The organism is Pseudomonas sp. M2(2023) (genome assembly GCF_030263955.1).
Taxonomy (GTDB): Bacteria; Pseudomonadota; Gammaproteobacteria; order Pseudomonadales; family Pseudomonadaceae; genus Aquipseudomonas; species Aquipseudomonas asiatica.
On the sequence record NZ_CP127114.1, the window covers coordinates 4,223,565 to 4,236,008 of the forward strand.

Here is a 12,444-nt window from a genome sequence, read left to right on the forward strand (position 1 = left end):
TACAGGAAAAAACTCAGCCCCGGCTTGCACAGGCCTCGATCGGTTTCAGGTGCTTGACGAAGTTGCACGGCCGGTGCCGCGCATCCAGCTGCTCCGCCAGGATGCCCTCCCACGCCGTACGGCAGGCCCCGGTGGAGCCCGGCAGGCAGCACACCAACGTGCGGTTGGACAGCCCGGCCAGCGCCCGGCTCTGCACGGTCGAGGTGCCGATATCGAGAATCGACAGGGCCCGGAACAGTTCGCCAAAGCCATCGATGCGCTTGTCCAGCAGGCACTCGACCGCTTCCGGCGTGCTGTCACGCCCGGTAAAACCGGTACCGCCGGTGATCAGCACCACCTGCACCTGTTCGTCGGCAATCCAGGTGGCGACCTGGGCGCGGATCTTGTAAAGGTCGTCCTTGAGCAACGCCCGCGCCACCAGGCGGTGGCCGATCTCCACCGAGCGGCTGGCCAGCAGCTCACCGGAAGTGTCGTTGTCGTAGGTACGGGTATCGCTGACTGTCAGCACGGCGATGTTGAGCGGTACGAAGACCGCATCGGGTTGGACGCGCACGGTGGGGCTCCTCGAGTGGCATTGCCGCCACGCTAGAGGCATGGCCTGGGGGCGTCCAATCGATATGGCGTACCGACTCATCAATGACATCTATCGCAGACGTGGGTTAAGGTCTGCATAACCCGATACCAGGCACCTCCATGGACATCAAGCAGCTCAAATTCCTCATCGCCCTCGACCAGACCCGCCACTTCGGCCAGGCGGCGGCGCTGTGCCATATCACCCAGCCGACGCTGTCCATGCGCCTGCGCAACCTGGAGGACGAGCTGGACCTGGTACTGGTCAAGCGCGGCCAGCGCTTCGAAGGTTTCACCGAAGCGGGCGAGCGAATCCTGGCCTGGGCCCGTACCCTGCTCGCCGCGCACGATGGCTTGCAGGCCGAAGCCGCCAGTTGCCGCGGCCAGGTGGTCGGCAGCCTGCGCCTGGGCACGGTGCCGCTGGCCAGCTTCAACCCCATGCACCTGCTGCTGCCGCTGCGTGAAAAATACCCCGAACTGCACTTCCAGATCAGCTCGCTCAGCTCGGAACAGGTCATCGACGGGCTAAGCCGCAACCAGCTCGACCTGGGCATCTGCTACCTGGACCAGGTCAACACCAGCTTCTTCGAAGTGATCGAACTGGGCACCACCACCATGGGCCTGCTGCACGATACCCGGCACTTCCAGTTCGCCAGCGACACCCTGCGCTGGGACGAGCTGGGCGACATTCCGCTGGGCCTGCTGAGCAAGGGCATGCACTACCGCCAGTCGCTGGACCTGAGTTTTCGCAGCCGTGGCCTGGAGCCGAATGCGGTACTGGAAAGCGACTCGAGCTTCCAGCTGATCCAGGCCATCAACACCGGCATGTGCTGTGCGGTCATGCCACTGGACTGCGGCCTGGAAGACCTGAGCGAGCACCTGCGCATCCTGCCGGTGGCCGACGCCGCCATCCACAGCCCGGTCGGCCTGCTGCTGCGCCGCAGCGAACCGCGTTCGGCAATTGCCGAGCAGTGCTTCGATGAGGCGCGGGTGCTGTTTCAGGCCAACTGAGCGCTGGTTGCCTGGCGGTACTGGCGCGGGGTGAAGCCGGTCAGTTGCTTGAACTGGCGGCTGAAGGCGCTGTGGTCGGTATAGCCGCAGCACATCGCCACTTCAGTGATCGGCAGTTCCGAATGCAGCAAACGGTGGGCGTGCTCCAGGCGTGCCTTGTGGATCATCTGCCGTGGCGTGAGGTGGAACACCCGCTTGCAGTAGCGCTCCAGCTGGGCCACGGAAATGCCAGCGATACGGGTCAGCTCGCCCATGCTGATCGGCTGGTGGAAATGCCGACGGATATGCTCGTCCACCGCCGCCAGGCGCTGGTAGGCGGGGTGGCTGTCGGCGGCTGACTGCAAGTCGACCGAGATGCCGACCAGGCCGATGATCTCGCCGGCACGGTTGTACAGCGGGCGCTTGTGGGTCAGGCACCAGCCAGGCTCGCGGCTGCCGTAAAGATGCAGCTCCAGTTGGTCTTCCAGCACCAAACCCTCCTTGAGAACGCGACGGTCCTGCTCGGTGTAGCCGGGGCCCAGCTGTGCCGGGAACACTTCGGCGCTGGTCTTGCCCAGCAGCGGTTGCAGGCGCTTGAGGCCACAGCGCTGGACCAGGGTGTTGTTGGCCAGCACATAGCGGGCGGCCGGGTCCTTGATGAAGATCGCGGCGTTGGGGATGGCGTCGAGGATCGGCAGCAGCAGGGATACACCGGCGAGCAGGGCCTCGAGGTTGGCGGGGCGGTGCTGGTCGAGTGACTGGTACAGGGTTGCCAGGGGAGTGTCGGTCATCTGCTCTCTCTCGGTTTGCTGTGCCGGCCTCTTCGCGGGTAAACCCGCTCCTACAGGTACTGCGCAGCCCTCGAAGCTGCGGAGATACCTGTAGGAGCGGGTTTACCCGCGAAGAGGCCGGCACAGCAAGTAAATGTCTACAACCCTTATGTGTTAAGGCTTACAGCCTATCCACCACCCTTCCCTCCTACCACTGCTTTTTCGCAACTGTGCCGATTTCGTCATCCACCCTGCAGAAAACCATCAAGAACCGCCGCCTTGATCGGTCCACTCTATGCCCCACGCAAGCCGCCCCAAGTCCTACAAGAGCGCGGCCCAAAAAGCCGCATCTCGTGACATCAGACCTGCCTATCCAATAACCAACAAAAAGGCGAACCCATGTCAGGCAAATTCAAAAAACAGTTGTCATTGCTGGACCTCACCTTCATCGGCCTAGGTGCCATCTTCGGCTCCGGCTGGCTGTTCGCCGCCAGCCACGTCTCGGCCATCGCCGGCCCGGCCGGCATCCTGTCCTGGTTCCTTGGCGGCTTCGCCGTACTGTTGCTGGGCATCGTCTATTGCGAACTGGGCGCTGCCCTGCCGCGTGCCGGGGGCGTGGTGCGCTACCCGGTGTACTCCCACGGCCCGCTGCTGGGCTACTTGATGGGCTTTATCACCCTGATCGCCTTTTCCAGCCTGATCGCCATCGAAGTGGTCGCTTCGCGTCAATACGCCGCCGCCTGGTTCCCCGGGCTGACCAAGGCCGGCTCCAGCGACCCGACCGTGCTCGGCTGGCTGGTACAGTTCGCCCTGCTGGGGCTGTTCTTCTTCCTCAACTACCGCAGCGTGAAAACCTTCGCCAAGGCCAACAACCTGGTCAGTGTGTTCAAGTTCATCGTGCCGCTGCTGGTGATCGGCGTGCTGTTCACCTTCTTCAAACCGGAAAACTTCGAGGTTCAAGGCTTTGCCCCGTTCGGTCTGTCCGGCGTTGAAATGGCGGTATCGGCCGGTGGCATCATCTTCGCCTACCTGGGCCTGACGCCGATCATTTCGGTGGCCAGCGAGGTGAAGAACCCGCAACGCACCATCCCCATCGCGCTGATCCTCTCGGTACTGCTGTCCACCGCGATCTACGCCCTGCTGCAACTGGCCTTCCTCGGCAGCGTGCCGACCGAAATGCTGAGCAACGGCTGGGCCGCAGTGACCAAGGAACTGGCCCTGCCCTACCGCGACATTGCCCTGGCTTTGGGTGTGGGCTGGCTGGCCTATCTGGTGGTGGCCGACGCGGTGATCTCGCCCAGCGGCTGCGGCAACATCTACATGAACGCCACCCCGCGCGTGGTCTATGGCTGGGCGCAGACCGGCACCTTCTTCAAGTACTTCACCCGTATCGACGCCGAGTCCGGCATCCCGCGCCCGGCGCTGTGGCTGACCTTTGGCCTGTCGGTGTTCTGGACCCTGCCGTTCCCGTCCTGGGAAGCGCTGATCAACGTGGTTTCCGCCGCCCTGGTACTGAGCTACGCCGTGGCCCCGGTCACCGTCGCCGCCCTGCGCCGCAACGCCCCCGACATGCCGCGCCCGTTCCGGGTCAAGGGCATGGGCGTGCTCGGCCCGCTTTCATTCATCATCGCCGCGCTGATCGTGTACTGGTCGGGCTGGAAGACCGTGTCGTGGCTGCTGGCCCTGCAGATCGTGATGTTCGTGCTGTACCTGCTGTGCGGCCGCTTCGTGCCGACCCAGCACCTGTCGCTGGCCCAGCAAGTGCGCTCGTCGGCGTGGCTGATCGGCTTCTACGCGGTGACCATCCTGCTGTCGTGGCTGGGCAGCTTCGGCGGCCTGGGAGTACTCGGCCACCCGTTCGACACCGTGGTCGTGGCCGCTTGTGCGCTGGGCATCTACTACTGGGGCGCGGCCACCGGCGTGCCTGCCCACCTGGTGCGCCTTGAGGGCGAGGATGAAAGCGAAGCCTCCTCCGAAAGCTACCCAGGCCAGCGCCCTGCCGCCGTCGCCTCCTGACCCACTCTCGAATGGATATGCCCATGAAACACGTTCACGTCATCGACTCGCACACCGGCGGGGAACCAACCCGCCTGGTGATGAAAGGCTTCCCGCAACTGCATGGCCGCAGCATGGCCGAGCAGCGCGATGAACTGCGAGAGCTGCACGACCAGTGGCGCCGCGCCTGCCTGCTGGAACCACGTGGCAACGATGTGCTGGTCGGTGCGCTGTACTGCCCACCGGTATCGGCCGACGCCACGTGCGGGGTGATCTTCTTCAACAACGCTGGCTACCTGAACATGTGCGGGCACGGCACCATCGGCCTGGTCGCCTCGCTGCAGCACCTGGGCCTGATCGCACCGGGCGTGCACAAGATCGATACCCCGGTCGGCCAGGTCAGCGCCACCCTGCATGAAGACGGCGCCATAACCGTCGGCAACGTGCCGTCCTACCGCTACCGCCAGCAAGTGCTGGTGGACGTGCCCGGCCATGGTCCGGTGCGCGGCGACATCGCCTGGGGTGGCAACTGGTTTTTCCTCGTCTCCGAACACGGCCAGCGCATCGAGCTGGGCAACCGCGAGGCGCTGACCGAATACACCTGGGCGATGCTCAAGGCCCTCGAAGCCCAGGGCATCACCGGTGAAAACGGTGCCCCCATCGACCACGTCGAACTGTTCGCCGACGACGCCAACGCCGACAGCCGCAACTTCGTGATGTGCCCCGGCAAGGCCTACGACCGCTCGCCCTGCGGCACGGGCACCAGCGCCAAGCTGGCCTGCCTGGCCGCCGACGGCAAGCTCGACGAAGGCCAGACCTGGGTACAGGCCAGTATCACCGGCAGCCAGTTCCAGGGCCGCTACGAGCGCGACGGCGAACGCATTCGCCCGTTCATCACCGGCCGCGCCTACATCACCGCCGACAGCACCCTGCTGATCGACGAACAGGACCCGTTCGCCTGGGGCATCTGACCCCGGCTATTTCCAAAAAAAAGAATATCGCGAGGAGTGACAACAATGACCAACAACATCTTCACCGGCACCATGCCCGCCCTGATGACCCCCTGCACCGCCGAGCGCAAGCCGGACTTCGACGCCCTGGTGCGCAAGGGCCGCGAGCTGATCGAGGCCGGCATGAGCGCCGTGGTGTACTGCGGCTCGATGGGCGACTGGCCGCTGCTGACCGAAGCAGAGCGCCAGGAAGGCGTGGCGCGCCTGGTGGCCGCCGGCATCCCGACCATCGTCGGCACCGGCGCGGTGAACACCCGTGAAGCAGTATCTCACGCCGCCCACGCGGCCAAGGTTGGTGCCGCCGGCCTCATGGTCATCCCTCGCGTGCTCAGCCGCGGTGCCTCGCTGATTGCCCAGAAGCACCACTTCTCGGCTATCCTGGCAGCCGCGCCGAAGCTGCCGGCGGTTATCTACAACAGCCCGTACTACGGCTTTGCCACCCGCGCCGACCTGTTCTTCGAACTGCGCAGCGAGTTCCCCAACCTGATCGGCTTCAAGGAGTTCGGCGGTGGCGCCGACCTGCGCTACGCCGCCGAGCACATCACCTCCAAGGATGACGACGTGACCCTGATGGTCGGCGTCGACACCCAGGTGGTACATGGCTTCGTCAACTGCAACGCCACCGGCGCCATCACCGGCATCGGCAACGCCCTGCCGCGTGAGGTGCTGCACCTGGTGAGCCTGAGCAAACAGGCGGCCAAAGGTGATGCCAAGGCCCGCCGCCTGGCGCGTGAACTGGAGGCGGCGCTGGCGGTGCTGTCGTCGTTCGATGAAGGCTGCGACCTGGTGCTCTACTACAAGCACCTGATGGTGCTGAACGGTGACAGCGAATACAGCCTGCACTTCAACGAGACCGACGTGCTGACCGACGCCCAGCGCAATTATGCCGAGCAGCAGTACGCGCTGTTCCGCAGCTGGTACGCCAGCTGGTCGGCTGAGCAGAACCTGGCCTGATCACCTGATTCCAGGCCGAGCCGCAGCCCCTGTGGGAGCGGGTTCACCCGCGAACACCGGCGAAGCCGGTGCCAGGCACCGAGTCGCCTGCTTCGCGGGTAAACCCGCTCCTACAAAGGCCGCGCTCTCTCTTGATATTGATTCCAAAGGAGGCTCCATGACCCTCACAGGCAACCTGCTGATCGGCCAGACGCCGGTAACCGGCAGCCGCGAAGCCATCCGTGGCATCGACCCGGCCACCGGCCAGACACTGGAACCGGCCTACCTCGGCGGCACCGGCGAACACGTGGCCCAGGCCTGCGCCCTGGCCTGGGCGGCGTTCGATGCCTACCGAGAAACCTCGCTCGAGCAACGGGCACAATTCCTCGAAACCATCGCCACGCAGATCGAAGCGCTGGGTGATGCCCTGATCGATCGCGCCGTGGCCGAAAGCGGCCTGCCAAAGGCGCGCATCCTGGGCGAACGTGGCCGCACCTGCACCCAGTTGCGTACCTTCGCACGTGTGGTGCGGGCTGGCGAATGGCTGGACGTGCGGGTCGACAATGCCCTGCCTGAGCGCCAGCCCCTGCCGCGTGCCGACCTGCGCCAGCGCCAGGTGGCCCTGGGGCCGGTGGCGGTATTCGGCGCCAGCAATTTCCCATTGGCCTTCTCGGTAGCCGGTGGCGACACCGCCTCGGCCCTGGCCGCCGGTTGCCCGGTGGTGGTCAAGGCCCACGGCGCCCACCCGGGCACCAGCGAGCTGGTCGGCCAGGCAGTCGCAAAGGCCGTGAAGCAGTGCGGCTTGCCGGCCGGAATGTTTTCGTTGTTGTACGGTTCCGGTCGTGAAGTGGGCATTGCGCTGGTCAGCGACCCGCGCATCAAGGCCGTTGGCTTTACCGGCTCGCGCAGCGGTGGCATTGCGCTGTGCCAGGCGGCCCAGGCCCGCCCAGAGCCAATCCCGGTGTACGCCGAAATGAGCTCGATCAACCCGGTGTTCCTGTTCGACACCGCCCTGCAGACCCGCGCCGAGGCACTGGCACAAGGCTTCGTCGCCTCGCTGACCCAGGGTGCCGGCCAGTTCTGCACCAACCCCGGCCTGGTGATTGCCCGTCAAGGGCCGGCGTTGCAGCGTTTCATCGACGCCGCCAGCGAACACGTGCGCCAGGCTGCGGCGCAGACCATGCTTACCCCAGGCATTTTCAGTGCCTACCAGGCCGGTGTCGGCGCCCTGGCCGCAAACGCCAATGCCCAGGCCGCCGCCAGTGGCCAGGCCGGGCAAGGCCCCAACCAGTGCCAGGCGCAGCTGTTCGTGACCCAGGCCGAAGCGTTCCTCGCCGACCCGGCGTTGCAGGCCGAAGTCTTCGGCGCGGCGTCGCTGGTGGTGGCCTGCGCCAACGATGAGCAAGTGCGCCAGGTGGCCGAGCATCTGGAAGGCCAACTGACCGCCACCCTGCAACTGGACGATGCCGACATCGACAGCGCCCGCGCCCTGCTGCCGACCCTTGAGCGCAAGGCTGGCCGCATCCTGGTCAATGGCTGGCCGACCGGTGTAGAGGTATGCGACGCGATGGTCCACGGCGGGCCGTTCCCGGCCACCTCCGATGCCCGCACCACTTCGGTGGGCACGGCGGCGATCCTGCGCTTCCTGCGCCCGGTGTGCTACCAGGACTTCCCCGATGCCCTGCTGCCGCAGGCACTGAAACACGGCAACCCGCTGCAGCTTCGGCGCCTGCTCGACGGTAAACGGGAAGGCTGAGCATGGTCGAAAGCGCTGAAACCGATATCGCCGTGGTCGGCGCCGGCATAGTCGGCGTCACCTGTGCCCTGCAACTGGCCCGCCAAGGCCGCCGGGTAACCCTGGTCGACCGCCAGGCACCCGGTCGAGGCGCGTCCTACGGCAACGCCGGGCACCTGGCCACCGAGCAGGTATTCCCGATTGCCGACCTGTCGATTCTCAAACGCCTGCCGCGCATGTTGCTGGACCCGATGGGCCCGTTGCGCCTGGACTGGAAGTACCTGCCCAAGGCCATGCCGTGGTTCACCCGCCTGCTGCTCAACCTGCGCCCTGGCCCGTTCCAGCGCAGCGTGGCCGGCATCCGCTCGTTGAACGAAGGCAGCCTGGGTGCCTGGCAGCGGCTGCTAGGCTCGATCGGGCGCGGCGAACTGTTTCAGGAAGATGGCTCGTTGCTGGTATTCGAGCGGCCAGAGTCGCGCCAGGCCCTGGAGGCCTTGCGCGCACGCATGCAACAGCAGGCGGTGGCGGTGGACTTCTGGTCGGCCGACACCGTGCGCGAGGCGGCGCCGCAACTGAGCCCGTCGTTGCAGGGTGGGCTGTTCTTCCCGCGAACCGGGCACTTCATCGACCCCTACCGGGTGGTGTGCGAATTGTTCGAAGCGGCCAAGGCCAGTGGCGTGCGCTTTGTCCAGGCGCAGGTCGATGGCGGGCGGCTGCACAGCGGCGGGGTCAGGCTGGCCAGCGATCAGGGCACGCTCGATGCCCGCCAGGTGCTGATCAGTTGTGGTGCGCATTCCGCGCGGTTGACCGCCACACTGACCGGCAAGCAGGTGCCGCTGGACACCGAGCGCGGCTACCACCTGATGTTGCCTGGCGAGCATCAGCGTTTGCCGTTTGCAGTCACATCGCTGGAGCGCAAGTTCATCATGACGCCCATGGCCGAGGGCCTGCGCCTGGCCGGCACGGTGGAGTTCGCCGGGCTGGACGCGCCGCCGAGCATGCAGCGGGCTTGGCAGTTGCACCGGTTGAGCAAAGGGTTGTTCAGGAGGGACCTGAGTGTTGAGGGAGCGACGCCCTGGATGGGCTTCCGGCCTTCATTGCCAGATTCGTTACCGGTGATCGACCGGGTATGTGATGGGCGGGTTTTGTTGGCGTTCGGGCATCAGCACCTGGGTTTGACCCAGGCGGCGGTGACAGCGGAATGGGTGGGGCGGTTGGCTGACAGGGAGAGTGGGGCTGATATGGCGGCTTACCGGTTGGACCGGTTTTAGCCTGTGCTGGCCTCTTCGCGGGTGAACCCGCTCCCACAGGGATCGCGCAGGCCTTGAGGGCAGTGGAGATCCTGTGGGAGCGGGTTTACCCGCGAATGGGCTGCAAAGCAGCCCCCTTCATGCCTCAGCGATAACGCTCGAGCCAGTGCGCATACGGTGCAGGCAAGGTCCAGGAGGCTTTCTCCACCCCCAACTCCTTGGCCGCAAAGTAAGCCCAGTGCGGGTCTGCCAGGTGCGCACGCCCTACCGATACCAGGTCCAGCTGATTGGCTTGCAGCGCTGCTTCCGCCAGTTTCGGCGTACCAAAACCCCACGCCGAGGTTACCGGCAGCTTCGCCTCACGACGCACGCGCTCGGCAATCGGCCCCATGAACGCCGGGCCCCACGGGATATTGGTGTCGGGAATGGTGAAGCCGACACTCACGCTCAGCAGGTCGAGGCCGCCAGCCTTGAAACGGCGCGCCAGTTCGATCGACTCTTCCAGCGTCTGCTCATCCCGGCCGTCGTACTCCAGCACACCAAAACGTGCGGTCAGGGGCAGGTTCTCTGGCCATACCTCACGTACCGCTGCCAGGGTTTCCAGCAGGAAGCGGCTGCGGTTGTCGAAGCTGCCACCGTAAGCGTCGGTACGCTTGTTGGAGTGTTCGGAGAAGAAGCTCTGGCCCAGGTAACCATGGGCAAAGTGCAACTCGATCCACTCGAAACCGGCATCGCGCGCACGGCGGGCGGCATCGACGAAGTCCTGTTTGACCCGGGCAATGTCGTCCAGGGTCATCTCGCGCGGCACTCGTGGCAGGTGCGCGCCGAAGGCGATGGCGGACGGGGCAATGGTTTCCCAGCCGCGAGCGTCGTCGGCGGCAATGTGGTCGTCACCCTCCCACGGGCGGTTGGCGCTGGCCTTGCGCCCGGCGTGGGCAATCTGGATACCCGGCACGGAACCGGCGGCCTTGATTGCCTGCACCACCGGCACGAAAGCCTGGGCGTGGGCATCGCTCCAGATGCCGGCGCAACCGGGGGTGATGCGCCCTTCCGGTGCCACGGCAGTGGCCTCGACCACCAACAGGCCTGCACCGCCACGGGCCAGGCCGGCCAGGTGCACGTGGTGCCAGTCGTTGATCATGCCGTCCTCGGCCATGTACTGGCACATCGGCGGAATGGCAATGCGGTTGCGCAGGGTGACGTCCTTGAGGGTATACGGTTCGAACAAAGCGGACATGGGCAAGCTCCCGGGCTATCTGATTACGATAGTTCGATCATAATCGAACTATGGCAATTAATGATAGCCCCGTTATCATGACGACCATGCGAGCCTATCAACATCCCAATTCTGAAGACCTCACCCTGGAACGCCTGCTCTATGCCCTGAGCGACCCGGTGCGCCTGGGTATCGTGCGCCACCTGGCGGGCGTGGCCGAAGCCAGCTGCGGCGAGCTGGACGGTGGCCGGCCGAAGTCGAGCATGTCCCACCATTTTCGCGTGCTGCGTGATGCGGGGTTGGTGCATACCCGCAATGTGGGGACTACCCATATGAATTCGTTGCGTAGCGAGATGCTGGGGGAGCGGTTTCCCGGGCTGCTGGACTGCATTCTGCGGCAGCAGTGATTTTCCTGTGCCGGCCTCTTCGCGGGTAAACCCGCTCCTACAGGGTAATCACTGTCTTCAAGACCTGTGCGATCTCTGTGGGAGCGGGTTTACCCGCGAAAGGGCCAGAACAGGCAAAATCAATCTTCTTTCTTGCCCAGGGCAAACCGGCATACCTGCCCTCCCCTGAGCATGCACTCCTCATGGCTCACCTCGGCCCCACCCAAGGCCCCGATCAGCGCCAGGTCCAGCTCGCACACCACCGGGTGCGCCTTGGCCAGGTGATGGAACACGCAATTGTGCGCAACGATCTGCGGCTCGCCCCCCGAGCGGAAGAACACCTGCGCCTCGTACCCGGCATTGTTCATGTGCTCGACGATGCGTGCTTCATCCACGACTTGATGCTCCAGGTCCGCCGCCAGCTTGCGCCCCAGCTGGCGCATCAGCGCCAGCAACGCCTCCTGCCCCAGCAAGCCGGCCACTTCCGCAATCAGCAGGTTGGCCAGCAACGGGTACTGCCGCGGGAACAATTCGCGGGCCTGTTCGGTCAGCTCGTGCAACTGCTCCGGGCGGCGCCCGGTGGGCCGGGTAGCGCCACGCTTGACCAGGCCGTCGCGCTCCAGCGCTGCCAGGTGCTGGCGCACCGCCGTGCGGGTGATTGCCAGGGCCTGCGCCAGGTCGTCGATGCTCATGCCGGCCGGCTGGAGCAGCAACGCATGGAGCAGGTCCTGTTGGGTACGGCCCAGGCCTTCGAGCATCAGAATTTGTCCGGGAACTGTTTGACCAACGCCGCAGCCAGGGCGTCGGACAGGGTCAGAATATGCTCGCGCATCATCGCCCAGGTGCGCGCCTCGCCTACGTAGTCAGCGGCCGCCAACTGGTCGATCTGGGCCACGTGGTGCCCGCCGTGGGCGCTGAGCAGCGTCAGCAGGGTCGGCTCGGGCAGGTTCGGGTTGGCCTTGGCCAGAAACGCGGCGATGGCCTTGGCATTGCTGGTCAGCTCGTTGACCGCGGCTTGCTGGCCTTTTTTGTCCTTGGCCACGGTGGCGTCGCTGTAGTGCTTTATGGCGCCCCAGTGGCCGGCCAGCAGCTTCAGCAACTGATCGGCGGCAGGCTGGCCGTACAGCGGGGCAATACTGTTGGCGATCCTGGTGGCGTCGGTGACCACTTCCTTGGCAGCGACTTCGGCCTCCTTGGCATTGCCGGCTTGATTGGCCACGGCATAGTTGCGCACCCAGAAGATGTGCTCGACCCACAGGTCGCGCAGGGCCATGCGCGTGGTCATTGCAGCAGATTCGGCAGGTTTGGCGGCAGGGGTTTCACTGGAGTAGGAGTAGCTTTGGCTCCATGCCGGCTGGGCGCACAGGGCGAGCAGCAGTAAGGCGGCAATCTTGATGTTCATGACGGCACCCTCCTGGAGGGGGATCGACTGACAAGATTAATTTAAGCATCAAAATATGTTTTTATTGGGGCTGAGCTGGGTTTCCGATCAGTGGTTTCCTGAGCTGGCCTCTTCGCGGGTAAACCCGCTCCCACAGGGATAGCGCCAAGCCTGTGGCCAGCGCGGTCCCTGTGGGAGCGGGTTTACC

12 protein-coding genes are annotated in these 12,444 nt (G+C 65.2%); 7 read left to right on the forward strand and 5 right to left on the reverse strand.

Annotated features, from left to right (window positions below; genetic code table 11):
* Window positions 1-13: 13 nt before the first annotated feature.
* On the reverse strand, window positions 14-553 hold the full coding sequence (gene moaB, locus QN085_RS19415) for a molybdenum cofactor biosynthesis protein B (protein ID WP_003259533.1): 540 nt from the start codon (window positions 551-553) through the stop codon (window positions 14-16).
* A gap of 140 nt (window positions 554-693) precedes the next feature.
* Between moaB and QN085_RS19420 the strand changes: the two genes are divergently transcribed.
* Window positions 694-1,581, forward strand: a complete 888-nt coding sequence (locus tag QN085_RS19420) for a LysR family transcriptional regulator (protein WP_013973776.1) — start codon at window positions 694-696, stop codon at window positions 1,579-1,581.
* Here the strand turns inward: QN085_RS19420 and QN085_RS19425 are convergent.
* A complete protein-coding gene (locus tag QN085_RS19425; RefSeq protein WP_013973777.1) occupies window positions 1,569-2,351 on the reverse strand; it encodes an AraC family transcriptional regulator in 783 nt (260 codons plus the stop codon). The genes QN085_RS19420 and QN085_RS19425 overlap by 13 nt on opposite strands.
* A gap of 378 nt (window positions 2,352-2,729) precedes the next feature.
* On the opposite strand from QN085_RS19425, the gene QN085_RS19430 reads away from it, so the two are divergent.
* From QN085_RS19430 to QN085_RS19450, 5 genes are all read left to right on the forward strand, one after another.
* The gene (locus QN085_RS19430) at window positions 2,730-4,346 is read left to right on the forward strand and encodes an APC family permease (RefSeq protein ID WP_013973778.1); all 1,617 of its coding nucleotides are present in this window, start codon (window positions 2,730-2,732) and stop codon (window positions 4,344-4,346) included.
* A gap of 23 nt (window positions 4,347-4,369) precedes the next feature.
* Window positions 4,370-5,296, forward strand: a complete 927-nt coding sequence (locus tag QN085_RS19435; protein ID WP_031325247.1) for a 4-hydroxyproline epimerase — start codon at window positions 4,370-4,372, stop codon at window positions 5,294-5,296.
* A gap of 45 nt (window positions 5,297-5,341) precedes the next feature.
* Window positions 5,342-6,289 carry a dihydrodipicolinate synthase family protein gene (locus QN085_RS19440; RefSeq protein ID WP_013973780.1) on the forward strand — a complete coding sequence of 316 codons (948 nt, stop codon included), beginning with the start codon at window positions 5,342-5,344 and terminating at the stop codon, window positions 6,287-6,289.
* A gap of 157 nt (window positions 6,290-6,446) precedes the next feature.
* Window positions 6,447-8,024 (forward strand): aldehyde dehydrogenase (NADP(+)), encoded by a 1,578-nt coding sequence (locus QN085_RS19445; RefSeq protein WP_041505652.1) that lies wholly within the window; start codon window positions 6,447-6,449, stop codon window positions 8,022-8,024.
* A gap of 2 nt (window positions 8,025-8,026) precedes the next feature.
* Window positions 8,027-9,274, forward strand: a complete 1,248-nt coding sequence (locus QN085_RS19450; protein ID WP_013973782.1) for an FAD-dependent oxidoreductase — start codon at window positions 8,027-8,029, stop codon at window positions 9,272-9,274.
* 124 nt (window positions 9,275-9,398) lie between these two features.
* On the opposite strand, the gene xenA is transcribed toward QN085_RS19450, so the two are convergent.
* Window positions 9,399-10,490 carry a xenobiotic reductase XenA gene (gene xenA / locus QN085_RS19455; RefSeq protein ID WP_024087583.1) on the reverse strand — a complete coding sequence of 364 codons (1,092 nt, stop codon included), beginning with the start codon at window positions 10,488-10,490 and terminating at the stop codon, window positions 9,399-9,401.
* Window positions 10,491-10,540: 50 nt separating this feature from the next.
* Here xenA and QN085_RS19460 point away from each other — a divergent pair, with 50 nt between their 5' ends.
* Window positions 10,541-10,876, forward strand: coding sequence for an ArsR/SmtB family transcription factor (locus tag QN085_RS19460; protein WP_003259528.1), 336 nt, complete (start codon window positions 10,541-10,543; stop codon window positions 10,874-10,876).
* A gap of 119 nt (window positions 10,877-10,995) precedes the next feature.
* Here QN085_RS19460 and QN085_RS19465 read toward each other — a convergent pair whose 3' ends face one another.
* Window positions 10,996-11,613: a helix-turn-helix transcriptional regulator gene (locus QN085_RS19465; protein ID WP_013973785.1), complete on the reverse strand. Its 618-nt coding sequence runs from the start codon at window positions 11,611-11,613 to the stop codon at window positions 10,996-10,998.
* Window positions 11,613-12,257 (reverse strand): hypothetical protein, encoded by a 645-nt coding sequence (locus tag QN085_RS19470; protein WP_013973786.1) that lies wholly within the window; start codon window positions 12,255-12,257, stop codon window positions 11,613-11,615. The genes QN085_RS19465 and QN085_RS19470 overlap by 1 nt, the downstream gene beginning before the upstream one ends.
* Window positions 12,258-12,444: the final 187 nt, after the last annotated feature.

Bases quoted from the DNA above. Each gene is read 5' to 3' on its own strand.
- QN085_RS19430 (WP_013973778.1), top strand. From the start codon at position 2,730: ATGTCAGGCAAATTCAAAAAACAGTTGTCATTGCTGGACCTCACCTTC.
- xenA (WP_024087583.1), bottom strand. From the start codon at position 10,490: ATGTCCGCTTTGTTCGAACCGTATACCCTCAAGGACGTCACCCTGCGC.
- QN085_RS19470 (WP_013973786.1), bottom strand. From the start codon at position 12,257: ATGAACATCAAGATTGCCGCCTTACTGCTGCTCGCCCTGTGCGCCCAG.
- QN085_RS19420 (WP_013973776.1), top strand. From the start codon at position 694: ATGGACATCAAGCAGCTCAAATTCCTCATCGCCCTCGACCAGACCCGC.
- QN085_RS19460 (WP_003259528.1), top strand. From the start codon at position 10,541: ATGGCAATTAATGATAGCCCCGTTATCATGACGACCATGCGAGCCTAT.
- QN085_RS19445 (WP_041505652.1), top strand. From the start codon at position 6,447: ATGACCCTCACAGGCAACCTGCTGATCGGCCAGACGCCGGTAACCGGC.
- QN085_RS19465 (WP_013973785.1), bottom strand. From the start codon at position 11,613: ATGCTCGAAGGCCTGGGCCGTACCCAACAGGACCTGCTCCATGCGTTG.
- QN085_RS19425 (WP_013973777.1), bottom strand. From the start codon at position 2,351: ATGACCGACACTCCCCTGGCAACCCTGTACCAGTCACTCGACCAGCAC.
- QN085_RS19435 (WP_031325247.1), top strand. From the start codon at position 4,370: ATGAAACACGTTCACGTCATCGACTCGCACACCGGCGGGGAACCAACC.
- QN085_RS19440 (WP_013973780.1), top strand. From the start codon at position 5,342: ATGACCAACAACATCTTCACCGGCACCATGCCCGCCCTGATGACCCCC.
- QN085_RS19450 (WP_013973782.1), top strand. From the start codon at position 8,027: ATGGTCGAAAGCGCTGAAACCGATATCGCCGTGGTCGGCGCCGGCATA.